General features: G+C 71.3%; 26 protein-coding genes. 7 read left to right on the plus strand and 19 right to left on the minus strand.

The features are described 5' to 3' along the window. Positions 1-2 precede the first annotated feature (2 nt). From ACWCRD_RS29740 to ACWCRD_RS29765, 6 genes are read left to right on the plus strand one after another with little or no spacing between them, the layout of a single operon-like run. Positions 3-1,169: an ADP-ribosylglycohydrolase family protein gene (locus ACWCRD_RS29740; protein ID WP_450968856.1), complete on the plus strand. Its 1,167-nt coding sequence runs from the start codon at positions 3-5 to the stop codon at positions 1,167-1,169. Continuing rightward, entirely contained in the window at positions 1,157-2,596 is a 1,440-nt protein-coding gene (locus ACWCRD_RS29745) for an ADP-ribosylglycohydrolase family protein (protein WP_450968857.1), read from the plus strand. Before ACWCRD_RS29740 ends, ACWCRD_RS29745 begins: the two co-directional genes overlap by 13 nt. Beyond that, on the plus strand, positions 2,593-3,486 hold the full coding sequence (rbsK, locus tag ACWCRD_RS29750) for a ribokinase (RefSeq protein ID WP_450968858.1): 894 nt from the start codon (positions 2,593-2,595) through the stop codon (positions 3,484-3,486). The genes ACWCRD_RS29745 and rbsK overlap by 4 nt, the downstream gene beginning before the upstream one ends. Then, complete coding sequence (locus ACWCRD_RS29755) at positions 3,483-4,673, plus strand: CaiB/BaiF CoA transferase family protein (RefSeq protein ID WP_450968859.1); 1,191 nt, start codon at positions 3,483-3,485, stop codon at positions 4,671-4,673. Before rbsK ends, ACWCRD_RS29755 begins: the two co-directional genes overlap by 4 nt. Then, positions 4,670-4,834, plus strand: coding sequence for a hypothetical protein (locus ACWCRD_RS29760; RefSeq protein WP_450968860.1), 165 nt, complete (start codon positions 4,670-4,672; stop codon positions 4,832-4,834). Before ACWCRD_RS29755 ends, ACWCRD_RS29760 begins: the two co-directional genes overlap by 4 nt. After that, positions 4,831-5,658, plus strand: coding sequence for an HpcH/HpaI aldolase/citrate lyase family protein (locus tag ACWCRD_RS29765; protein WP_450968861.1), 828 nt, complete (start codon positions 4,831-4,833; stop codon positions 5,656-5,658). Before ACWCRD_RS29760 ends, ACWCRD_RS29765 begins: the two co-directional genes overlap by 4 nt. 58 nt (positions 5,659-5,716) lie before the next feature. On the opposite strand, the gene lgt is transcribed toward ACWCRD_RS29765, so the two are convergent. From lgt to hisI, 11 genes are all read right to left on the minus strand, one after another. Further along, complete coding sequence (lgt, locus tag ACWCRD_RS29770) at positions 5,717-6,727, minus strand: prolipoprotein diacylglyceryl transferase (RefSeq protein WP_450968862.1); 1,011 nt, start codon at positions 6,725-6,727, stop codon at positions 5,717-5,719. A 106-nt stretch (positions 6,728-6,833) separates the two neighbouring features. Then, positions 6,834-7,601 (minus strand): DsbA family protein, encoded by a 768-nt coding sequence (locus ACWCRD_RS29775; protein ID WP_450968863.1) that lies wholly within the window; start codon positions 7,599-7,601, stop codon positions 6,834-6,836. Between the two features lie 108 nt (positions 7,602-7,709). Beyond that, positions 7,710-8,528, minus strand: a complete 819-nt coding sequence (gene trpA / locus ACWCRD_RS29780; RefSeq protein WP_450968864.1) for a tryptophan synthase subunit alpha — start codon at positions 8,526-8,528, stop codon at positions 7,710-7,712. Next, on the minus strand, positions 8,525-9,808 hold the full coding sequence (gene trpB, locus ACWCRD_RS29785; protein ID WP_450968865.1) for a tryptophan synthase subunit beta: 1,284 nt from the start codon (positions 9,806-9,808) through the stop codon (positions 8,525-8,527). Before trpB ends, trpA begins: the two co-directional genes overlap by 4 nt. Positions 9,809-9,888: 80 nt before the next feature. Continuing rightward, positions 9,889-10,113 carry a tryptophan biosynthesis modulator TrpM gene (trpM, locus tag ACWCRD_RS29790; RefSeq protein WP_450968866.1) on the minus strand — a complete coding sequence of 75 codons (225 nt, stop codon included), beginning with the start codon at positions 10,111-10,113 and terminating at the stop codon, positions 9,889-9,891. A gap of 21 nt (positions 10,114-10,134) precedes the next feature. Next, positions 10,135-10,944 carry an indole-3-glycerol phosphate synthase TrpC gene (gene trpC / locus ACWCRD_RS29795; protein ID WP_450968867.1) on the minus strand — a complete coding sequence of 270 codons (810 nt, stop codon included), beginning with the start codon at positions 10,942-10,944 and terminating at the stop codon, positions 10,135-10,137. Positions 10,945-11,100: 156 nt separating this feature from the next. Next, complete coding sequence (locus ACWCRD_RS29800) at positions 11,101-11,532, minus strand: DUF2752 domain-containing protein (RefSeq protein ID WP_450968868.1); 432 nt, start codon at positions 11,530-11,532, stop codon at positions 11,101-11,103. 310 nt (positions 11,533-11,842) lie between these two features. Continuing rightward, positions 11,843-12,100: an HGxxPAAW family protein gene (locus ACWCRD_RS29805; protein WP_450968869.1), complete on the minus strand. Its 258-nt coding sequence runs from the start codon at positions 12,098-12,100 to the stop codon at positions 11,843-11,845. Between the two features lie 119 nt (positions 12,101-12,219). Continuing rightward, a complete protein-coding gene (locus tag ACWCRD_RS29810; RefSeq protein ID WP_450968870.1) occupies positions 12,220-12,861 on the minus strand; it encodes a TIGR02234 family membrane protein in 642 nt (213 codons plus the stop codon). Positions 12,862-12,933: 72 nt separating this feature from the next. Further along, on the minus strand, positions 12,934-14,412 hold the full coding sequence (locus tag ACWCRD_RS29815) for an anthranilate synthase component I (protein ID WP_450968871.1): 1,479 nt from the start codon (positions 14,410-14,412) through the stop codon (positions 12,934-12,936). A gap of 11 nt (positions 14,413-14,423) precedes the next feature. After that, positions 14,424-14,819: a phosphoribosyl-AMP cyclohydrolase gene (gene hisI, locus ACWCRD_RS29820; protein ID WP_450968872.1), complete on the minus strand. Its 396-nt coding sequence runs from the start codon at positions 14,817-14,819 to the stop codon at positions 14,424-14,426. Positions 14,820-14,902: 83 nt separating this feature from the next. On the opposite strand from hisI, the gene ACWCRD_RS29825 reads away from it, so the two are divergent. Beyond that, positions 14,903-15,538, plus strand: a complete 636-nt coding sequence (locus tag ACWCRD_RS29825; RefSeq protein ID WP_450968873.1) for a TIGR03085 family metal-binding protein — start codon at positions 14,903-14,905, stop codon at positions 15,536-15,538. 49 nt (positions 15,539-15,587) lie between these two features. Here ACWCRD_RS29825 and hisF read toward each other — a convergent pair whose 3' ends face one another. From hisF to hisD, 8 genes are read right to left on the minus strand one after another with little or no spacing between them, the layout of a single operon-like run. Beyond that, positions 15,588-16,343: an imidazole glycerol phosphate synthase subunit HisF gene (hisF, locus tag ACWCRD_RS29830; protein WP_344404031.1), complete on the minus strand. Its 756-nt coding sequence runs from the start codon at positions 16,341-16,343 to the stop codon at positions 15,588-15,590. Positions 16,344-16,368: 25 nt separating this feature from the next. Then, entirely contained in the window at positions 16,369-16,761 is a 393-nt protein-coding gene (locus ACWCRD_RS29835) for a RidA family protein (RefSeq protein ID WP_450968874.1), read from the minus strand. After that, complete coding sequence (gene priA / locus ACWCRD_RS29840; RefSeq protein WP_450968875.1) at positions 16,758-17,483, minus strand: bifunctional 1-(5-phosphoribosyl)-5-((5-phosphoribosylamino)methylideneamino)imidazole-4-carboxamide isomerase/phosphoribosylanthranilate isomerase PriA; 726 nt, start codon at positions 17,481-17,483, stop codon at positions 16,758-16,760. The genes ACWCRD_RS29835 and priA overlap by 4 nt, the downstream gene beginning before the upstream one ends. Before the next feature lie 3 nt (positions 17,484-17,486). Further along, a complete protein-coding gene (hisH, locus tag ACWCRD_RS29845) occupies positions 17,487-18,128 on the minus strand; it encodes an imidazole glycerol phosphate synthase subunit HisH (protein WP_115908698.1) in 642 nt (213 codons plus the stop codon). Further along, positions 18,125-18,289 carry a hypothetical protein gene (locus ACWCRD_RS29850; RefSeq protein ID WP_030932891.1) on the minus strand — a complete coding sequence of 55 codons (165 nt, stop codon included), beginning with the start codon at positions 18,287-18,289 and terminating at the stop codon, positions 18,125-18,127. The genes hisH and ACWCRD_RS29850 overlap by 4 nt, the downstream gene beginning before the upstream one ends. A 4-nt stretch (positions 18,290-18,293) precedes the next feature. Beyond that, on the minus strand, positions 18,294-18,887 hold the full coding sequence (hisB, locus tag ACWCRD_RS29855) for an imidazoleglycerol-phosphate dehydratase HisB (RefSeq protein WP_030932889.1): 594 nt from the start codon (positions 18,885-18,887) through the stop codon (positions 18,294-18,296). Beyond that, positions 18,884-19,990 (minus strand): histidinol-phosphate transaminase, encoded by a 1,107-nt coding sequence (locus ACWCRD_RS29860; protein ID WP_450968876.1) that lies wholly within the window; start codon positions 19,988-19,990, stop codon positions 18,884-18,886. The genes hisB and ACWCRD_RS29860 overlap by 4 nt, the downstream gene beginning before the upstream one ends. Beyond that, complete coding sequence (hisD, locus tag ACWCRD_RS29865; RefSeq protein ID WP_450968877.1) at positions 19,987-21,312, minus strand: histidinol dehydrogenase; 1,326 nt, start codon at positions 21,310-21,312, stop codon at positions 19,987-19,989. The genes ACWCRD_RS29860 and hisD overlap by 4 nt, the downstream gene beginning before the upstream one ends. Positions 21,313-21,419 lie beyond the last annotated feature (107 nt).

Here is a 21,419-nt window from a genome sequence, read left to right on the forward strand (position 1 = left end):
CCATGAGGCCCAAAAACCCCAAAACCAGCCTCGAGGACCGGATCACCGGGGCCCTCGTGGGCGCGGCGGTCGGCGACGCCCTCGGCGGCCCCGTCGAGGGCTACTCCCCCGACCAGATCCTCGAACGCCACAGCGGCCGCGTCCACGGCATCGTCGGCCCCTGGAACGGCGAGGCCTGGCGCACGGCCCGCCCCCTCGCGCCGTACCACAAGGGCGACGGCCACGTCACCGACGACACCTTGATGACGCACGCCCTGATCCGGGTCTACGACCGGGTCCGCGACCACCTCGACGCCTACGCGATCGCCGACCACCTGGTCCCGGACCTGATGACGACCCCCCGCTGGATCCCGGAGCTGGAGCAGGAAGCCCTCCCCCTGCACCGCATCTTCCTCGCGGAGAAATGGCTGGTGGCCCGTCTCCACTACGGCCATGTCGACCCCCGCGAGGCCGGCGTCGGCAACATCGTCAACTGCGGTGCGGCGATGTACATGGCTCCGGTGGGCCTGGTGAACGCGGCCAACCCCCCGGCCGCCTACACCGAGGCGATCGACATCGCGGGCGCCCACCAGTCCTCGTACGGCCGCGAGGCGGCAGGCGTCTTCGCGGCGGCGGTGGCCGCGGCGACCCTCCCCGGGGCAACCCCGGACTCGGTCGTCACCGCGGCCCTGTCCCTCGCGAAGGACGGCACCCGCACGGCGATCGAGAAGGTCTGCGAAGAGGCGTCCCTTCACACGGACTTCGAATCGGCCCTGCTTCCGCTACGGGAAGCAGTCGCCCCCTACGACACGGTCGGCCCGGACTACCGCACCCCGTCCCTCGGCGCCCGCCGCCCGTCCCGCCTCCACTCCATCGAGGAACTCCCCGTCGCCCTGGGCATGTTGCTGGTGTCCCGCGGCGACTACCGGCACGCGGTCCTGGGCGCGGTGAACTACGGCCGCGACTGCGACTCGATCGCGACGATGACCGGCGCGCTCGCCGGGGCCCTGGGTTCCCCGGCCCCGGAGGACTGGTCGAAGCAGGTGGCGGAGGCGAGCCGCCTGGACCTGTGGCAACCGGCGACGGCCCTCACCGCCGTGACCCGCGAGATCTTCGAACGGGACGTACACCGCCGCAGGACCCACGAGTCTGCGTTCATCAACCTCGGAGACCCGAGATGCTCCGACTGACCTGGGTCCAGCCGGAGGACCTGATCGGCCACGAACTGCGCCAGGCGACCCTGGACGGCCGCGAGCCATCGGCGATCGCGGCGAGATGGAAGGCTGCGGGCGGCACGGAGGCCCCGCTGCACGCAGGCGCGTCGACGAAACCGGCGTCGCGCTATCTACGGCTGCTGGCAAAGGACCTGCTGGACGAACTGGCGGACCTGCCAAGCACGTTGGAGGACGCCGAACCAACGGACCTGACAAAGATCAGATCCCTCTGCCCAGACTGGCCGAGCGCTGAAAGCCCCCGTAGCTGCGGGCAGTCGTGCCGCTGGGGCGGCTCCCGGCCCAAAGAGAGCGGCCCCCCGCCAGCGCCGGCGAGCGCCCCCACCCCCACTCACGCCCGCCTGGAAGCCGCCTGGCTGGGCAGAGCCGTCGGCTGCCTCCTGGGCAAACCCGTGGAAAAACTCCCCCTCGAAGCCATCCGCGCACTGGCGCAGTCCACCGGCAACTGGCCCCTGAACACCTACTTCACAGCCCGCGGCGTCCCAGAAGGCCTCCTGTCGCAACACCCCTGGAACCGCCGCTCGGCAACCACCTCCCTCGCCGAGAACATCGACGGCATGCCCGAGGACGACGACCTCAACTACCCCCTCCTCAACCTCCTCCTGCTGCAACGCCACGGAAAGCACTTCACCACCACCGACGCAGCCGAGCTCTGGCTCACAGAGCTCCCGGCCGGCCGCACCTTCACCGCCGAACGCATCGCCTACCGCAACCTCCTCCTCGGCCTGGAACCACCCCGCACGGCCCGCCACCGCAACCCCTTCCGCGAATGGATCGGCGCCCTCATCCGAGCCGACGTCCACGGCTGGACCAACCCCGGCGACCCGGCTGCCGCAGCGGAACAGGCCCACCGCGACGCCACCCTCACCCACACCGCCAACGGCGTCTACGCGGCGATGTTCACGGCGGCCACCATCGCGCAGGCGGCCACCGCCGCCCATGACATCCACGCCTGCCTGCGCACCGGCCTCACGGTGATCCCACCCCGCTCCCGTGTGGCCCGAGCCGTCCGTCACGCCATCCGACTCGCCGAGAAGCACGCGGACTTCGACACCGTCGTGGACGAGCTCCACGCCACCCATGCCGACACCCACCACTGGGTCCACGCCGTCCCCAACACGGCCCTGATCGCCGCCGCCCTCACCCACGCGAACGGCGACTTCACCGGCTCCATCTGCCGTGCCGTGTCGGGCGGTTGGGACACGGACTCCAACGGCGCCACGGCAGGCAGCATCGCCGCCCTCCTCACCGGCAGCCCCCTCGCCCTGCCCGACCGCTGGACCACCCCCCTCAAGAACCGACTGGCCACTTCCATCGGCGACTTCAACGGCATCGGCTTCGACGCCCTGGCCCATCTCACCCTCCGGGAGGCATCCCGCCCATGACCCACATCGTCGTACTGGGCAGCACGAACATGGACCTCGTCACCTACGTCGAGAAGGCCCCGCAGCGCGGAGAGACCGTCAGGGGACGGGAGTTCCGTACGATCCCCGGCGGCAAGGGCGCCAACCAGGCGATCGCCGCGGCCCGCGCGGGCGCCACCGTCTCGATGATCGGCGCGGTCGGGAACGACACCTTCGGCGCCCGCCTCCGCTCCACCCTGGAGCACTCGGGCGTCGACACCGACCTGCTGCGCACCGTCGAAGGCCCTTCCGGCACCGCCCACATCGTCGTCGACGACAAGGGCGGCAACTCGATCGTCGTCATCCCCGGCGCCAACGGCATCGTCGACCACCTCGTCCCCGGCGACGACGCCCTCATCGCCTCCGCCGACGCCCTGCTCCTCCAACTGGAGATCCCGCTCGCGGCCGTACTGGCGGGCGCGCGGGCCGCCCGCGCCCACGGCATCCGTACGATCCTCACCCCCGCCCCCGCCCAGCCGCTGCCACCCGAACTCCTTGCCGCCACCGACCTGTTGGTCCCCAACGAGCACGAGGCCACCATCCTCACCGGCCGTACCGACCCGGCCGCCGCGGCCACAGCCCTGCTCGACCAGGTGCCGGAGGTGGTCGTCACCCTCGGCTCGACGGGTTGCCTGTACGCGGCCCGCGGCGCCGATCCGCTCGTCGTGCCCGCACCGCAGGTCACCGCCGTGGACTCGACGGGCGCGGGCGACACGTTCGTCGGCGCCCTCGCCGTGGCACTGACCGAGGGGCGGCCGATGCGGTCCGCGCTGGCCTGGGCGGGCGCGGCCGCGGCGCTGTCGGTCCAGCGGCCCGGAGCGTCGGCGTCGATGCCCTGCCGCCCGGAGATCGAAGCGCAGTTCGCGTCATGAACGAAGCCCCGCTCAGCGGCCTGCGCGTCCTCGACCTCGCCACCCTCTTCGCCGGGCCGCTCGCCGCCACGATGCTCGGCGACTTCGGCGCGGAGGTCATCAAGGTGGAGCACCCGGCGAAGCCCGATCCCTCCCGTGGCCACGGCCCGTCTAAGGACGGCGTCGGCCTCTGGTGGAAGGTCCTCGGCCGCAACAAGCACACCATCACCCTCGACCTGTCGAAGCCGGGCGGCCGCTCCACCCTGCTGCGTCTTGTCGCCACCGCCGACGTCGTCATCGAGAACTTCCGCCCCGGCACGCTGGAGAAGTGGGACCTGGGCTGGGCGGAGCTGTCCGCCGCCAACCCCCGTCTGATCCTGACCAGGGTCACCGCCTTCGGCCAGTTCGGCCCGTATGCGCACCGCCCCGGCTTCGGCACCCTCGCCGAGGCCATGAGCGGTTTCGCCGCGATCACCGGCGAACCGGACGCACCTCCGACGCTGCCGCCCTTCGGCCTCGCCGACTCCGTCGCCGGTCTGGCCACCGCCTACGCCGTCATGACCGCGCTGTCCGCCCGTGACCGCACCGGCGAGGGCCAGGTCGTCGACATGGCGATCATCGAGCCGATCCTGACCGTCCTCGGCCCCCAGCCGACCTGGTACGACCAGCTGGGCTACGTGCAGCAGCGCACCGGCAACCGTTCCGCCAACAACGCGCCCCGCAACACCTATCGCACCGCCGACGGCACCTGGGTCGCCGTCTCGACCTCCGCGCAGTCGGTCGCGGAACGCGTGATGTGCCTGGTGGGCCGCCCGGAGCTGATCGACGAGCCGTGGTTCGCGACGGGTGCCGACCGCGCCCGGCACGCCGACGTCCTGGACGAGGCGGTCGGCGGCTGGATCGCCGGGCGCACCCGTGGCGAGGTCCTCGCGGCCTTCGAGAAGGCCGAGGCCGCGGTCGCGCCCATCCAGGACGTACGGGACGTGATGACCGACCCGCAGTACGCGGCCCTCGACACGATCACCACCCTCGACGACCCGGACCTGGGCCCCCTGCGCATGCAGAACGTCCTCTTCCGCCTCTCCGCAACCCCCGGCGCGATCCACTGGCCGGGCCGCCCCCACGGCGCCGACACCGAGACCGTCCTGACCAGCCTCGGCCTCACCCCGGCCGAACTGACAACCCTGCGCAAGGAGGGCGCCGTATGACGCAGAACCTCCAGCTCCGCCCCTCCACCACCCCCGGCGCAATCCACCGGGCACGCCGCCCGGACGGCGCCCACACCGAGACCGTCCTGACCGACCTCGGCCCGACCCCGCCCGAGCCAGTCATCGAGCCAGTCACCCTCCGCGAGGAGGGCGCCGTATGACAGCGCCCCCGCTCACCTGGCTCTACGCTCCCGGCGACCGCCCGCACGTGGTCGCGAAGGCGCTGACCGCCGGGGCCGACGTCGTCGTCATCGACCTGGAGGACGCGGTCGCCCCGGACCGCAAGGAGTACGCCCGCGCGGCCACCGCCGAGCTGCTCTCCGCCCCGCAGCCGGTCCCCGTCCACGTGCGTGTGAACGCCCTGGACGGGCCGCTGGCGCCCCGGGACCTGGAGGCGGTGGCCGGGCGGCCCGGCCTCTCGGGGCTGCGTCTGCCGAAGGTCACCTCTCCCGAGCAGATCGTCCGCACCGCGGAACGCTCTGCGCACGGCGGCGGTACGCCCGCTCTGTACGCCCTCCTGGAATCCGCCCTGGCCGTCGAGCGGGCCCATGCCATCGCCTCCGCCCACCCCGCCCTGCGCGGCATCGCCCTCGGAGAAGCGGACCTCCAGGCCGACCTGGGGGTACGCGAGGACGCCGGCCTCGACTGGTGCCGCTCCCGGATCGTCGTCGCCGCCCGGGCCGCAGGCCTGCCCCCGGCGCCGCAGTCGGTCCATCCGGACATCCGCGACCTGGAGGGCCTGGCGGCCTCCTGCGCCCACGGCCGCAGTCTCGGCTTCCTGGGCCGCGCGGCCATCCACCCCCGCCAACTCCCCATCATCGAGCGGGCCTACCTCCCCACGGAGCGGGAGGCCGAGGAGGCCGAGACGATCGTCAAGGCGGCGATGACCCAGCAGGGCGCCCAGGCACTGCCGGACGGCAGGTTCATCGACGCGGCCGTGGTGGCGGCAGCACACCGCACGCTGTCGCTCGCCCGCCGGAACTGAAGACGAGGGCGCCCGGACCTCGTGGCCCGGGCGCCCTCGTCGACGTACGACCGAACGGTCAGCTCTTCTTGGCCGACTCGGCGCTGTCCTTCGCGCTGTCCTCCGCCTCGTCCTCGGCGGCCTCGCGTTCTGCGGGTTCCTCGGGTTCCGCTGCGGAGCCCTCCGCGTCCTGCTTCGCAGCCGAGGAGTCCGCCTCGTCCTTGTCGAGGGCCACGGCGGCCCCGCCGTCGGCCTCGGCCGCTTCCTCCGCGGCACCCGGCTCGACCACTTCTTCCCTGCCGGGCCGCTTCTTCGCCGACACCACGATGTACGCCACCGCGAGCAGGAACACGATCCCCGCGGTCCAGTCGTTGAGCCGCACGCCCAGGATGTGGTGGGCGTCGTCGACGCGCATGTACTCGATCCACGCCCGGCCCACGCAGTACGCGGCGACATACAGCGCGAACGCCCGGCCGTGTCCCAGCTTGAAGCGACGGTCGGCCCAGATCACGAGCAGGGCGACTCCGATGCACCACAGGGACTCGTAGAGAAACGTCGGATGGTAGTACCCGGGCACCCGGCCGTCCGCGGAGGACGTGATGTGCAGCGCCCAGGGAAGGTGGGTCTCCTTGCCGTACAGCTCCTGGTTGAACCAGTTGCCCCAGCGTCCGATCGCCTGCGCGAAGGCGATACCGGGGGCGATGGCATCGGCGTAGGCGGGCAGCGGGATGCCCCGGCGGCGGCAGCCGATCCACGCGCCGACCGCGCCGAGCGCGATCGCACCCCAGATGCCCAGGCCGCCCTGCCACACCTTGAAGGCGTCCACCCAGTCACGGCCCTGGCTGAAGTACAGCTCGTAGTCCGTGATCACGTGGTACAGGCGACCGCCGACCAGGCCGAAGGGCACCGCCCAGACAGCGATGTCGGCCACCGTGCCGGCTCGCCCGCCCCGGGCGATCCAGCGCCTGTTGCCGAGCCAGACGGCGACGAAGACGCCGATGATGATGCAGAATGCGTAGCCGCGCAGCGGGATGGGGCCGAGGTACAGCACCCCGCGCGACGGGCTCGGAATGTAGGCAAGTTCTTCCATGGCAGAGTCGACGCTACCGTGCCGGGCCGGGCCGACGGCAAGCAGCCCGGCTACGGGTCCATAACGGGCGGGCGTGAAACTCTTACCCCCAGGGCCTGGGCCTGCCCTACTTCGCCGCCAGCACCATCTGCTTCAGCTTCGCCGGGGTCAGCGTCTGGTCCTGGTAGATGTTCTTGCCGTCGAGCAGCACGGTCGGGGTCCCGCTGAAACGGCCGGCCTTGAACGCGGCGTTCGACTTGTCGACCCAGCTGTCGTGCTTGCCGTCGTTGACGCAGGTGCGGAAGGTCGGCGTGTCGAGGCCGCCCACCTTGCGCGCCAGGTCGATCAGCTTGGCGTTGTTGGCGAAGGTGTCGACGGTTTCCTTGGGCTGGTTCTCGTAGAGCACGTCGTGGTAGTCGCGGAACCTTCCGGCGTTCTGCGCGCAGGCGGCGGCGTTGCCCGCGCGCAGCGAGCCGGTGCCGCCGAGGTTGCCGTCGATCAGCCGGACCAGGTGGTATTCGATTCTGAGCTTGCCGGAGTCGGTCAGCTCATGGAGCGTCGGGCGGTACACCGTCTCGAAGGCCTGGCAGGCCGGGCAGCGGAAGTCCTCCCAGATGGTGAGCGTCGGCTTGGCGCCCTCCTTGCCCACGGCGATCGCGAGGCCGTCCTTGCCCTGCGCCCCGGAAGGCGCCACGACCGGGCCCGAGCTCTTGCCCTTGTCCTTGCCCGCGTTGGCGGCGACCACCCCGATCACCGCCGCGAGGCCGAGGACGCAGACGACACTCGCGCCCACGATCAGCGTCCGCCGTCGCTTCTCCGCGGCCTTCTGCTTCTCACGCTCGACCGCCAGCCGCTCCCGGGCGGTGCGCTTTCCGTCACGGTTCTTCTCGCTCACACCCCCAGAACGAAGCCGGGGAGGCGCAATGCGCCTCCCCGGCCCCAGATCCACTCGTTCGGAGGACCCCCGCGAAACGAGCGGACCCACGTGAGCTGAACTGCTCGGTCACGCCTGTCGGCGCACGCCCTTGGCGAGCTCACCGGCGAGCGCGCGGACGGCCTCGACGCCGGCCGCGTCGTCCGGCGCGTCCAGCATCCGCTTGACGAAGGCCGAGCCGACGATCACGCCGTCGGCGAAGCCGGCCACCTCGGCGGCCTGCTCCGCGTTGGAGACCCCGAGCCCGACACAGACGGGCAGGTCGGAGCCGGTGGCGCGGGTGCGCTCCACCAGGTCCTGGGCCTGCGCGCCCACCGACTCACGGGTGCCGGTGACGCCCATCAGCGAGGCCGCGTACACGAACCCGCTGCCCGCCGCGGTGATCTGTGCGAGCCGCGCGTCCTTGCTGCTGGGCGCGACCACGAAGACCGTGGCGAGCCCGTGCTTCTCGGCGTGCTCCCTCCACAGGGCCGACTCCTGCACCGGCAGGTCGGGCAGGATGCAGCCCGCGCCACCGGCCTCGGCGAGCTCTGCGGTGAAGCGCTCGACGCCGTAGCGGTCGATCGGGTTCCAGTACGTCATCACGAGCACCGGCTTCCCGGTGGCCGTGTGCGCCTCGCGGACCGTGCGCATGACGTCGGCGATCTTGACTCCGCCGCGCAGGGCGATGTCGTCCGCGGTCTGGATGACGGGGCCGTCGAGGACGGGGTCGCTGTGCGGCAGCCCGACCTCGACCACGTCCGCGCCGCCGTCGAAGACGGCCTTGATCGCCTCGATGCCGCCGTCCACGGTCGGGAACCCGGCCGGGAGGTAGGCGATGAGCGCGGCGCGCCCCTCCGCCTTCGCGGCGGCGAGGGTGTCCGTCAGCAGTTGGATGTTGCCGCTCACTTGGCGTCCCCCTCGATCTCCGCGATGTCGGCTTCGTTGGCGGCGACCTCGGCGTCGGTGTCGTACAGGCCGAAGTACCGGGCGGCCGTGTCCATGTCCTTGTCGCCGCGGCCGGACAGGTTGACGACGATCAGGCCGTCCTTGCCCAGCTCCTTGCCGACCTCCAGGGCGCCGGCGAGGGCGTGCGCGCTCTCGATGGCCGGGATGATCCCCTCGGTGCGCGAGAGCAGGCGCAGGGCCTGCATCGCCGCGTCGTCGGTGACCGCGCGGTACTCGCCGCGGCCGCTGTCCTTGAGGTACGAGTGCTCGGGGCCGATGCCCGGGTAGTCCAGACCGGCCGAGATCGAGTACGGCTCGGTGATCTGGCCCTCCTCGTCCTGGAGGACATAGGAGCGGGAGCCGTGCAGGATGCCGGGCTCGCCCGCGGTCAGGGTCGCCGCGTGCTCGCCGGTCTCCACGCCGTGGCCGGCCGGCTCGCAGCCGATGAGGCGTACGGACGCGTCCGGGATGAAGGCGTGGAAGAGGCCGATGGCGTTGGAGCCGCCGCCGACGCAGGCGATGGCCGCGTCGGGCAGTCGTCCGGCCTGCTCGAGGAGCTGGCGGCGGGCCTCGACGCCGATCACGCGGTGGAAGTCGCGGACCATGGCCGGGAAGGGGTGCGGGCCGGCGACCGTACCGAACAGGTAGTGGGTGTGGTCGACGTTGGCGACCCAGTCCCGGAAGGCCTCGTTGATGGCGTCCTTGAGCGTACGGCTGCCGGACTTCACCGCGACGACCTCGGCACCGAGCATGCGCATCCGGGCCACGTTCAGGGCCTGGCGCTTGGTGTCGATCTCACCCATGTAGATCGTGCACTCGAGACCGAACAGCGCGCAGGCCGTCGCCGTGGCGACGCCGTGCTGGCCGGCGCCGGTCTCGGCGATGACGCGGGTCTTGCCCATGCGCTTGGTGAGCAGAGCCTGGCCCAGCACGTTGTTGATCTTGTGGGAGCCGGTGTGGTTGAGGTCCTCGCGCTTGAGGAACACCCGGGCGCCGCCGGCGTGTTCGGCGAAGCGGGGGACCTCGGTGAGGGAGCTGGGGCGGCCGGTGTAGTGGACCAGCAGGTCGTCGAGTTCGCGGGCGAACTCGGGGTCGTGCTTGGCCTTGTCGTACTCGACGGCCACCTCGTCCACGGCGGCGACGAGGGCCTCCGGGATGAACTTGCCGCCGAAGGCGCCGAAGTAGCCTTCGGGGGTGGGGACTTGACCCTCCGGGTCGGGGATGAAGAACTCGCTGGGCATGCGGAAACCTCACGGTGAGTGCGTGAATGAAGAACACTGATCGCCGTGGGGGCAGGGATTTGCCGGTCGACTGCAGGCCGTCAGTGGCTGGTCGCGCCCGCGCGGCGGTAGCCGCAGATCGAATAGAGCCCCGCGCCCCTGAAGGGGCGCTGCCATCGCCGCCCGTTCACCTGCCCGGGTTCGTCTCCGATGACGTACCTGACCCTCCGACCGTGCACGCGGCGTGCCGGGGCACGGCAGCCGCGGGGGCGGCAGCCGCGCGCCAGGCGGGCGTACCGGTCCACGGTCGTCATGGTGAGAGTCATCGGCGCCACTCTACCGGGTGATCAGCTGCGGCCGTGCCGCAGTGCGGGATGCTCCCCCGCCGCCACCAGGTCCGAGACCGCGGACTTCGGGTCCTTGCCCGTCACCAGGGACTCGCCGACCAGGACCGCGTCGGCGCCGGCGTTGGCGTAGGCGATGAGGTCGTGGGGGCCGCGGACGCCGGACTCGGCGATCTTGACGATGCTGTCGGGGATCTCGGGGGCGACGCGCTCGAAGGTGCCGCGGTCGACCTCGAGGGTCTTGAGGTTGCGGGCGTTGATGCCGATGACCTTGGCGCCCGCGTCCACCGCGCGCTCGACCTCGTCCTCGTCGTGGACCTCGACGAGCGGGGTGAGGCCGATGGAGACGGCACGCTCGATGAGGGATTCGAGGGCGGGCTGGTCGAGGGCCGCGACGATCAGCAGGGCGAGGTCGGCGCCGTACGCGCGGGCCTCCCACAGCTGGTACGAGGTGACGATGAAGTCCTTGCGCAGGACCGGGATGTCCACCCGGGCGCGGACCGCCTCCAGGTCGGCCAGCGAGCCGCCGAAGCGGCGCTGCTCGGTCAGGACGGAGATGACGGCGGCGCCGCCCGCCTCGTAATCCGCGGCGAGGCCCGCCGGGTCGGCGATCGCGGCCAGGGCGCCCTTGGAGGGGCTGGAGCGCTTGACCTCGCAGATGACCTTCACACCGTCGCCGCGCAGGGCGGCCAGGCCGTCCTTGGCGGCGGGAGCCTTCGCCGCGCGCTCCTTGAGCTCGTCGAGGCTGACGCGCGCCTGCCGCTCCGCGAGGTCGGCACGGACTCCGTCGATGATCTCGTCGAGCACACTCACGCGAGCGGCCCCCTTCCAGACGGTTGACTGTTCAAGCTGTTGAACCAAGCTGACCCCTGGGGAAAAACAGATGGCCACTGCGATGGTATCCGCAGGGAGGGGTAGGCCTCACATCCGGTTGACGCCGGTCCCAGTACCTGGACGTTCGCCCATTGATCAAGGATGTAGCCAGCCACCGAACGGCAGGTTCCGGACAACCGTGAAGACCAGCGACAACGTCCCCAGCACCCACAGCTGCCGGCTCCCGAGTTCGAGACGGAACGGCCTTCCACGCACCGCGCGCACCACCCATACGGTCCACAGCACGGCGAAGCCCAGATAGCCGACGACGGCGAGGGCGTTGTCCTGGAGCGCCGCCAGGAAGTCCCCGTGGATGAAGGAGTGCGCGCTGCGCAGGCCGCCGCAGCCGGGGCAGTACAGGCCGGTGAGCCGGTAGAGGGGGCAGACCGGGTAGTGGCCGGGCTGGTACGGGTCGACCGTCCCCACGTATGCGAAGGCCCCGGCGACGGCCGCCATGATCCCGGCGGGAACGGCAAGGCGCGCCAGTGGAGCCGTGCGTGCCGTCGCGCGCGGGCCGACGGCGCTCACCGTGTCACCACCAGGCAGGATTCGCTGCCAGGCCGGATCGCGACCGGATACGCTGCGGCCGGCGCGTCGCGAGAACCGAGCACGCGCTACCTCCTTGACGTGTTCCGTCAACCGGGCTGGTTCCGACCCGGCTGGTGTTGATCGCGTAGGACTCGGTCGCTCGCTGAGCGGTCGAGCCGCGTGAGCCAGGAATTCCCGGCTTCAACCGGGAAGGGTTCAAGTCTCGCATTGTCCCCTTGGGGGACGGGCAACACCACGCGTGAGGGGCGATCCGGTGCCGGATCGCCCCTCAGCGGCAGTCGTGTGTGCGTCAGCTCTTGGCGCTGACGGCCGCCTGGCTCTGCTCGAGCGCGTCCTGGAACGTCTGGTGCGCGTCCTTCGGCTGGCCCATGCCCATCGCGCTCATGATCCAGCCGACGATGCCGCCGACGACCACGATCGCCATGCCGGCCCAGAAGCCCACGGGCTGAGCCATCACCATGAAGGCACCCGAGACGCAGAAACCGATGAAGGCGATCGTGACACCGGTCCAGGCGGCCGGGGTGTGACCGTGGCTGCTGCCCGCCATGACTTGCTCCTCGCTGATGTTTACCTGTCTGAGCCGGACGCTCAACGGACATTGTCCCGCACGCCCACGCGTGCGCTGCCCGGGGGTGGCTGCTTGCGCGTGGCGACCCGGGAGAGGGCCTAGGCTCCCGTGGGGTCCTCGCCGCGGTCGAGTGCCTTCCAGATGTCCTCGGGGCGGTCGGGGTCCACGGACGCGGTCCTGCGGCGGGCCTTGGGGGCGCCGTCGCGTTCGTAGCGGCCGGACATCGCGGGCCAGTTCCGGCCGTAGCGCAGGGCGAGCAGGCCCGCGACGAGGAGCAGGAGGCCGCCCACGGCCGCGACGTACGGCCAGGCGGTGTGGGAGAGGCCGTCCACGGTGGCCGAGGTGTCGCCGGCGGCCTGCGCGGCCTTCTCGTCGAGCGCGGAGCTGTCGGAGACGCCCAGCAGGGCCGCGGCCACGGTGCCCGCGCCGGAGAGCGCGAGCAGGGCCGAGACCAGCAGGCGGCCCGCCCGGCGGACGGCGAAGACGGCGACGAGCGCGGCGAGGCCCACTATGGCGAGCGCCGCGGGTACGCCCGTGACGTCGCTGCCCTTGGCGGTCAGCGGGAAGGCGCCGCCGGCCACCGTCGCGGTCCCCTCCGACCAGCGCTGACGGGTGGCCAGCAACGCCACGGCCGCGCCGAGCGCACCGCACAGCAGGGCAAGGGCGAGACTCCGGCGACCGGACCGTGTGGGTCCGCCGGCTTCGGAACGGGGGTGAGGAACAGCAGTCACGTACTCCACTATCGCCCGAACCCCGGGCGAACCGTCACCCGGGGTTCACGTGAGAAGCACCCCACTTGTCGAGGAAGGGTCCTACTTGCCCAGCCGGTTGGCCGTGTGGACCGCCCGCAGCACGGCCGCGGCCTTGTTGCGGCACTCCTGGTCCTCGGCGAGCGGGTCGGAGTCGGCGACGATGCCGGCGCCCGCCTGGACGTACGCCGTGCCGCCGCGCAGCAGGGCCGTGCGGATGGCGATGGCGGTGTCGGAGTCGCCCGCGAAGTCGAGGTAGCCGACGCAGCCGCCGTACAACCCGCGCCGGGACGGCTCGAGTTCGTCGATGATCTGCATCGCCCGGGGCTTGGGGGCGCCGGAGAGGGTGCCCGCCGGGAAGCAGGCGGTGAGGACGTCGAAGGCGGTGCGGCCCTCGGCGACCTTGCCGGTGACGGTGGAGACGATGTGCATCACGTGCGAGTACCGCTCGACGGACATGAAGTCGACGACCTCGACCGAGCCCGGCTCGCAGACCCGTCCCAGGTCATTGCGGCCGAGGTCGACGAGCATGAGGTGCTCGGCGCGCTCCTTGGGGTCGGCGAGCAGTTCGTCGGCGAGGGCCTGGTCCTCCTGCGGGGTGGCCCCTCGGTGCCGCGTCCCGGCGATGGGGTGGACCATCGCATGCCCGTCCTCGACCTTGACCAGGGCCTCGGGGGAAGAGCCCACGACATCGAAGCCGTCGAAGCGGAACAGGTACATGTACGGCGAGGGGTTGGTCGCCCGCAGCACCCGGTAGACGTCCAACGCGCTTGCCGTGCACGGCGTTTCGAAGCGCTGCGAGGGGACGACCTGGAAGGCCTCCCCGGCCCGGATGCGCTCCTTGATGTCCTCGACGGCCTCCTGGAAGTCGGGACCGCCCCACAGGGCCGTGTACTCGGGGAGCTCGGAGGGCGGGAGCACTGCGGGCGGCTGGGCGACCGCGCGCGAGAGGTCGGCCTCCATGGCGTCGAGGCGGGCGACCGCGTCCGCGTGGGCCTCGTCGACACCGGTGTCGAGGTCGTTGTGGTTGATCGCGTTGGCGATCAGCAGGACCGAGCCCTCCCAGTGGTCCATGACGGCGAGGTCGCTGGTGAGCAGCATGGTGAGCTCGGGCAGCCGGAGGTCGTCCCGCTCCCCCGGGCCGATCTTCTCCAGGCGGCGCACGATGTCGTAGCCGAGATAGCCGACCATGCCGCCGGTGAAGGGCGGCAGGCCCTCCTGGTGCGGGGTGTGCAGGGCCTCGATGGTGGCGCGCAGTGCGACCAGCGGATCACCGTCGACGGGGACTCCGACGGGCGGCGCGCCGAGCCAGTGGGCCTGCCCGTCACGGGCCGTCAGGGTCGCTGCCGACCGCACGCCGACGAAGGAGTAACGGGACCAGGAGCGCCCGTTCTCCGCGGACTCCAGCAGGAAGGTGCCGGGGCGCTCGGCGGCGAGCTTGCGGTAGAGCGCGACCGGGGTGTCGCCGTCGGCGAGGAGCTTGCGCGTGACCGGGATGACGCGCCGGTCGGTGGCCAGCTTGCGGAAGGTCTCGAGGTCCATGCGGGCAGACCTTACTGATCCGTGGACGCTGCGCCGGAACCGGCGCCGTCCTTGACGAGCACGTCGGCGTCGAAGCAGGTGCGGGCGCCGGTGTGGCAGGCGGCGCCGACCTGGTCGACCTTGACCAGCACGGTGTCCGCGTCGCAGTCGAGGGCGACGGACTTGACCCACTGGAAGTGGCCGGAGGTGTCGCCCTTCACCCAGTACTCCCGGCGGCTGCGCGACCAGTACGTGCAGCGGCCGGTGGTGAGGGTGCGGTGCAGCGCCTCGTCGTCCATCCAGCCGAGCATGAGCACCTCACCGGTGTCGTACTGCTGGGCGATGGCGGGGACGAGCCCGTCGGCGCTGCGCTTGAGGCGCGCGGCGATCTCCGGGTCGAGGCTGCTGGGGGGCGGCGTACTGGTCATGGGTGCCATTGTGCCTGCCGCCACTGACAGTGACGGGGTGGTGTCCACTGGGCGGACCCGGAGTGTGGTCGTAGGCTGACTGCATGTCGACTTTCGCCAAGCGTGAACGACTTCTCCTGGCCGACCTGTTGGAGGCCGAGGGCCCGGACGCCCCGACCCTCTGCGAGGGCTGGCTCACCCGTGACCTCGCCGCGCACGTGGTGGTGCGCGAACGCCGGCCCGATGCCGCAGGCGGCCTCCTGGTCAAGCAGCTCGCGCCGCGCCTGGAACGGGTGATGGCGGAGTTCACCGCCAAGCCGTACGAGGAGCTGATCCAGCTCATCCGCACCGGCCCGCCGCGCTTCTCGCCGTTCCAGCTCAAGCAGGTCGACGAGCTGTCGAACACCGTCGAGTTCTACGTGCACACGGAGGACGTCCGCCGTGCGCGGCCGGACTGGGCGCCGCGCGAGCTGGACCAGGTCTTCCAGGACACCCTGTGGTCCCGCCTGGAGCGCTCGGCCCGCCTGATGGGCCGCAGCGCCCCGACGGGCCTGGTGCTGCGCCGCCCGGACGGCCAGACGGCGGTCGCCCACCGCGGGACCCCCGTGGTGACGGTGACCGGCGAGCCGTCGGAGCTGCTGCTGTTCTCCTACGGCCGGCAGAGCGCCGCCGAGGTGGAACTGGACGGCGACAAGGACGCGGTCGCCAAGCTGCACGAGGCGAAGCAGCTGGGCATCTGAGGCAGCCGGCAGACCGGACCGGCGCCCCGGGCGCCGGTCGCGGCGGCGGTCAGCGGACGGGGTGCCCCGCCTCCCGCAGCGCCTGCTTCACCTCGCCGATCCGAAGGTCGCCGAAGTGGAAGACGGACGCCGCAAGGACCGCGTCCGCGCCCGCGCCGATGGCCGGCGGGAAGTCGGTCAGCCTGCCCGCACCGCCCGAGGCGATCACCGGGACCGTCACGTGCTTGCGTACCGCGGCGATCATCTCCAGGTCGTAGCCGTCCTTCGTGCCGTCCGCGTCCATGGAGTTGAGCAGGATCTCGCCCGCGCCCAGCTCGGCGGCCCGGTGCGCCCATTCGACGGCGTCGATGCCGGTGCCGCGCCGGCCGCCGTGGGTGGTGACCTCGAAGGTGCCCTCGGCGGTGCGGCGCGCGTCCACGGACAGGACCAGCACCTGGCGGCCGAAGCGCTCCGCGATCTCGCGGATCAGGTCGGGGCGGGCGATCGCGGCCGTGTTGACGCCCACCTTGTCGGCGCCGGCCCGCAGCAGCTTGTCCACGTCCTCGGCCGTGCGGACGCCGCCGCCGACCGTGAGCGGGATGAACACCTGCTCGGCCGTACGGCGGACCACGTCGTACGTCGTCTCGCGGTTGCCCGACGAGGCGGTGATGTCCAGGAACGTCAGCTCGTCGGCGCCCTCGGCGTCGTACACCTTGGCCATCTCGACGGGGTCGCCCGCGTCGCGCAGGTTCTGGAAGTTGACGCCCTTGACGACCCGGCCGTTGTCCACGTCCAGGCAGGGGATGACTCGGACCGCCAGGGTCATGAATCCACGGCTCCTCTGTATTGCACTAGCCCCGGAAGGCTTCCAGTTCCACTTCGACCAGGATGCGCGGGTCCACGAAGCCCTCCACGACCAGGAGGGTCGAGACCGGGCGCACCGTGTCGAACAGTTCCTTGTGGGCCCGGCCCACGGCGTCCACGTCCCGCGCATGGGTCAGGTACATCCGCGTACGGATCACGGACTCCACGCCGAGTCCGAGCTCACCGATCGCCTCGATCGCGCCGGCGAAGGCCACCTTGGCCTGCTCGTAGGGGTCGCCCTCCCCGTACAGCACGCTGCCCTTGAAGGACGTCGTGCCCGCCACCAGCACACGGTCGCCCGCCGCGACGGCGCGTGCGAAACCGAAGGACTCTTCCCAGGGACTTCCGCTCTGCACACGCCGTACGGCTTCGGATGTCATGACGCCACAGCCTCCAAGGCCTCTTCCAGGGTGAACGCCTTCGCGTACAGGGCCTTCCCGACGATGGAGCCCTCGACACCGAGGGGTACCAGTTCGGCGATGGCGCGGAGGTCGTCCAGGGACGACACGCCGCCGGACGCCACGACCGGGCGGTCCGTCGCCGCGCAGACGTTCTTCAGCAGCTCCAGGTTGGGGCCCTGGAGGGTGCCGTCCTTGGCGATGTCCGTCACCACGTACCGTGCGCAGCCCTCCTTGTTGAGGCGCTCCAGCGTCTCGTAGAGGTCGCCGCCGTCGCGGGTCCAGCCGCGGCCGCGCAGGGTCGTACCGCGTACGTCCAGGCCCACCGCGATCTTGTCGCCGTGCTCGGCGATGACCTTGGCGACCCACTCCGGCGTCTCCAGGGCGGCCGTGCCGAGATTCACCCGGGTGCAGCCGGTGGCCAGGGCGGCCGCCAGCGAGGCGTCATCGCGGATGCCTCCGGACAGCTCCACCTTGATGTCCATCGCCCTGGCGACCTCGGCGATCAGCGCGCGGTTGTCGCCGGTGCCGAACGCGGCGTCCAGGTCGACCAGGTGCAGCCACTCGGCGCCCGACCGCTGCCAGGCGAGGGCGGCCTCCAGGGGGGAGCCGTACGAGGTCTCCGTGCCGGACTCGCCGTGCACGAGACGGACGGCCTGGCCGTCGCGGACGTCGACGGCGGGGAGGAGTTCGAGCTTGGCCATGGTCTACAGGGTTCCGATCCAGTTGGTGAGCAGCTGCGCTCCGGCGTCGCCGGACTTCTCGGGGTGGAACTGGGTGGCCCACAGGGCGCCGTTCTCGACGGCGGCCACGAAGGGCTTGCCATGCGTCGACCAGGTCACCTTGGGGGCGAGCATCGTCGGGTTGTGCGTCTCCAGCGCCCAGTCGTGGACGGCGTAGGAGTGCACGAAGTAGAAGCGCGCGTCGGCGTCCAGGCCGGCGAACAGCTGGGAGTCGGCGGGCGCCTCGACGGTGTTCCAGCCCATGTGCGGCACGATCTCGGCCTGCAGCGGCTCGACCGAACCGGGCCACTCGTCGAGGCCCTCGGTCTCCACGCCGTGCTCGATGCCGCGCGCGAACAGGATCTGCATGCCGACGCAGATGCCCATGACCGGACGCCCGCCGGACAGCCGGCGGTCGACGATCCAGTCGCCGCGGGCCTCCTTGAGGCCCTGCATACAGGCGGCGAAAGCACCGACGCCCGGCACCAGAAGACCGTCCGCGTTCATGGCCTTGTCGAAGTCACGTGTGATCTCGACGTCCGCTCCGGTGCGCGCGAGGGCACGCTCGGCGGAGCGGACGTTCCCGAAGCCGTAGTCGAAGACCACGACCTTCTTGGAGTTGCTCAATTCCACACCTCCAGCCTCAGGACACCCGCGACCAGACACATCGCGGCGCTGACGGAGAGCAGCACGATCAGGCTCTTCGGCATCTGCTGCTTGACGAAGGAGATGATGCCGCCGACCAGGAAGAGGCCGACGACGATCAGGACGGTCGACAGTCCGTTCATGGCTTTACAGCGCGCCCTTCGTGGAGGGCAGGATGCCGGCCGCGCGCGGGTCGCGCTCGGAGGCGTAGCGCAGGGCCCGCGCCAGCGCCTTGAACTGGCACTCCACGATGTGGTGCGCGTTGCGCCCGTACGGCACGTGCACGTGCAGTGCGATCTGGGCCTGGGCGACGAAGGACTCCAGGATGTGCCGGGTCATGGTGGTGTCGTACTCGCCGATCATCGGCGCCATGTTCTCGGGCTCGGTGTGCACGAGGTACGGGCGGCCGGACAGGTCTACGGTCACCTGGGCGAGCGACTCGTCCAGGGGCACCGTGCAGTTGCCGAACCGGTAGATCCCCACCTTGTCGCCGAGCGCCTGCTTGAAGGCGGCGCCGAGCGCGAGGGCGGTGTCCTCGATGGTGTGGTGCGAGTCGATGTGCAGGTCGCCCTCGGTCTTCACGGTGAGGTCGAACAGGCCGTGCCGGCCGAGCTGGTCGAGCATGTGGTCGTAGAAGCCGACCCCTGTCGACACATCGACCTTGCCGCTGCCGTCGAGGTCTATCTCGACGAGCACCGACGTCTCCTTGGTGACCCGTTCCACGCGTCCTACGCGGCTCATGCGCTGTGCTCCTTCTTCAGTTCACGTACCGCGTCCAGGAACGCGTCGTTCTCCTCCGGGGTTCCGGCGGACACCCGCAGCCACCCCGGGATGCCGTTGTCCCGTACCAGCACACCCCGGTCGAGGATCTTCTGCCAGGCGGTGTGGGAGTCGGCGAACCGCCCGAACTGCACGAAGTTCGCGTCGGACTCGACGACGTCGAAGCCGAGCGCCCGCAGTTCGCTCACCAGCCGGTCCCGCTCCGACTTCAGCTGCTCGACGTACTTCAGCAGCGTGTCGGTGTGCTCCAGGGCGGCCAGCGCGGTCGCCTGGGTGATCGCCGAGAGGTGGTACGGCAGCCGTACCAGCTGGACGGCGTCGACGACGGCCGGGTGCGCGGCGAGGTAGCCGAGGCGCAGACCGGCCGCGCCGAAGGCCTTCGACATCGTCCGGGAGACGACGAGATTCGGCCGGCCTTCGATCAGCGGCAGCAGCGAGTCGCCGTGGCTGAACTCGATGTACGCCTCGTCCACGATCACGATCGACGGCTTCGCCGCCTGCGCGGCCTCGTACAGCGCGAGGACCGTCTCACGCGGAACCGCGTTGCCCGTGGGGTTGTTGGGGGTGGTGATGAAGACGACGTCCGGCTTGTTCTCGGCGATCCACCGCTCGGCGGCCGGCAGGTCGATCGTGAAGTCGGCGCCCCGCGGGCCCGAGATCCAGCCGGTGCCGGTGCCGCGCGAGATGAGCGCATGCATCGAGTACGACGGCTCGAAGCCGATCGCGGTACGGCCGGGTCCGCCGAAGGTCTGCAGCAGCTGCTGGATGACCTCGTTGGAGCCGTTGGCGGCCCAGACGTTGGCCGGGCCGACCTGGTGGCCGGAGGTGTCCGTCAGGTACTTGGCGAGCTGGGTGCGCAGCTCGACGGCGTCGCGGTCCGGGTAGCGGTTGAGGTCACGGGCGGCCTCGCGGACGCGCTCCGTGATGCGCTCGACCAGCGGCTCGGGCAGCGGGTAGGGGTTCTCGTTGGTGTTCAGCCGTACGGGGACGTCCAACTGGGGCGCGCCGTAAGGGGACTTGCCGCGCAGCTCGTCCCGTACGGGGAGATCGTCGATGCCGGTCACTTGCCTTCTGGAACCTTCCACCCGAAACGAGCCTTGATCGCCGCGCCGTGCGCGGGCAGGTCCTCCGCCTCCGCCAGCGTGACCACGTGGTGCGCGACCTCGGCCAGCGCGTCCTTCGTGTAGTCGACGATGTGGATGCCGCGCAGGAAGGACTGGACCGACAGGCCCGAGGAGTGGCAGGCGCAACCGCCGGTGGGGAGCACATGGTTGGAGCCGGCCGCGTAGTCGCCGAGGGAGACCGGCGCCCAGGGGCCGATGAAGATCGCGCCCGCGTTCTTCACCCGGTCGGCCACGGCGGCGGCGTCCGCCGTCTGGATCTCCAGGTGCTCGGCACCGTAGGCGTCGACGACCCTGAGGCCCTCGTCGATGCCGTCGACGAGGACGATCGCGGACTGCCGGCCCTGCAAAGCGGGCACGATCCGGTCTTCGATGTGCCTGGTGGCCGCGACCTGCGGCTCCAGCTCCTTCTCGACCGCGTCGGCGAGTGCCACGGAGTCGGTGACCAGCACGGCGGCGGCCAGCGGGTCGTGCTCGGCCTGGCTGATCAGGTCGGAGGCGACGTGCACCGGGTCGGCCGTGTCGTCGGCGAGGACCGCGATCTCGGTCGGGCCGGCCTCGGCGTCGATACCGATCTTGCCGGTGTAGTAGCGCTTGGCGGCGGCGACCCAGATGTTGCCGGGGCCGGTGACCATGTTGGCGGGCGGGCAGGACTCGGTGCCGTGCGCGAACATCGCGACGGCGGTCGCGCCACCGGCCGCGTACACCTCGTCGACGCCGAGCAGCGCGCAGGCGGCGAGGATCGTCGGGTGCGGCAAGCCGCCGAATTCGGCCTGCGCGGGCGAGGCGAGGGCGATGGACTCGACTCCGGCCTCCTGCGCGGGCACGACGTTCATGACCACCGAGGACGGGTACACCGACCGGCCGCCGGGCGCGTACAGCCCGACGCGCTCCACCGGCACCCACTTCTCGGTGACCGAGCCGCCCGGCACGACCTGGGTCGTGTGGGTCGTACGGCGCTGCTCGCGGTGGACGAGACGGGCGCGCCGGATGGACTCCTCCAGGGCGGCACGGACCGCCGGGTCGAGCTCCTCCAACGCGCGCATGAGCGCCTCGGCGGGCACCCGGACCTGGTCCAGCCTGACCCCGTCGAACTTCTCGGCGAAGTCGATCAGCGCCGCGTCGCCCCGATGATGCACGGCTTCGCAGATCGGACGCACCTTCTCCAGGGCGGCCTGAACGTCGAAGTCGGCTCGGGGCAGCAGGTCGCGCAGGGCGGGGCCCTCGGGGAGGGCGTCGCCGCGCAGATCGATTCGGGAGATCACGGGCTCAATTCTCTCAGACCGGGGTCGGGCGCCGTTCGCGCGTTCCAATGGCTGATACAGGCCCCCGGCGGAACCCGGAAGATCGCCTTCACGTTCAGCGTTCAGGG

Source organism: Streptomyces sp. NPDC002092, assembly GCF_053593775.1.

What these genes read in the sequence shown, in the direction of transcription:
- hisF (WP_344404031.1), bottom strand. Translation starts at nt 16,343, where the DNA reads ATGACCCTGGCGGTCCGAGTCATCCCCTGCCTGGACGTGGACAACGGC.
- hisB (WP_030932889.1), bottom strand. Translation starts at nt 18,887, where the DNA reads ATGAGCCGCGTAGGACGCGTGGAACGGGTCACCAAGGAGACGTCGGTG.
- ACWCRD_RS29755 (WP_450968859.1), top strand. Translation starts at nt 3,483, where the DNA reads ATGAACGAAGCCCCGCTCAGCGGCCTGCGCGTCCTCGACCTCGCCACC.
- trpM (WP_450968866.1), bottom strand. Translation starts at nt 10,113, where the DNA reads ATGACTCTCACCATGACGACCGTGGACCGGTACGCCCGCCTGGCGCGC.
- ACWCRD_RS29825 (WP_450968873.1), top strand. Translation starts at nt 14,903, where the DNA reads ATGTCGACTTTCGCCAAGCGTGAACGACTTCTCCTGGCCGACCTGTTG.
- trpB (WP_450968865.1), bottom strand. Translation starts at nt 9,808, where the DNA reads ATGCCCAGCGAGTTCTTCATCCCCGACCCGGAGGGTCAAGTCCCCACC.
- ACWCRD_RS29815 (WP_450968871.1), bottom strand. Translation starts at nt 14,412, where the DNA reads ATGGACCTCGAGACCTTCCGCAAGCTGGCCACCGACCGGCGCGTCATC.
- rbsK (WP_450968858.1), top strand. Translation starts at nt 2,593, where the DNA reads ATGACCCACATCGTCGTACTGGGCAGCACGAACATGGACCTCGTCACC.
- ACWCRD_RS29835 (WP_450968874.1), bottom strand. Translation starts at nt 16,761, where the DNA reads ATGACATCCGAAGCCGTACGGCGTGTGCAGAGCGGAAGTCCCTGGGAA.
- ACWCRD_RS29765 (WP_450968861.1), top strand. Translation starts at nt 4,831, where the DNA reads ATGACAGCGCCCCCGCTCACCTGGCTCTACGCTCCCGGCGACCGCCCG.
- ACWCRD_RS29745 (WP_450968857.1), top strand. Translation starts at nt 1,157, where the DNA reads ATGCTCCGACTGACCTGGGTCCAGCCGGAGGACCTGATCGGCCACGAA.
- priA (WP_450968875.1), bottom strand. Translation starts at nt 17,483, where the DNA reads ATGGCCAAGCTCGAACTCCTCCCCGCCGTCGACGTCCGCGACGGCCAG.
- ACWCRD_RS29805 (WP_450968869.1), bottom strand. Translation starts at nt 12,100, where the DNA reads ATGGCGGGCAGCAGCCACGGTCACACCCCGGCCGCCTGGACCGGTGTC.
- ACWCRD_RS29740 (WP_450968856.1), top strand. Translation starts at nt 3, where the DNA reads ATGAGGCCCAAAAACCCCAAAACCAGCCTCGAGGACCGGATCACCGGG.
- lgt (WP_450968862.1), bottom strand. Translation starts at nt 6,727, where the DNA reads ATGGAAGAACTTGCCTACATTCCGAGCCCGTCGCGCGGGGTGCTGTAC.
- ACWCRD_RS29850 (WP_030932891.1), bottom strand. Translation starts at nt 18,289, where the DNA reads ATGAACGGACTGTCGACCGTCCTGATCGTCGTCGGCCTCTTCCTGGTC.
- hisI (WP_450968872.1), bottom strand. Translation starts at nt 14,819, where the DNA reads ATGACCAGTACGCCGCCCCCCAGCAGCCTCGACCCGGAGATCGCCGCG.
- ACWCRD_RS29760 (WP_450968860.1), top strand. Translation starts at nt 4,670, where the DNA reads ATGACGCAGAACCTCCAGCTCCGCCCCTCCACCACCCCCGGCGCAATC.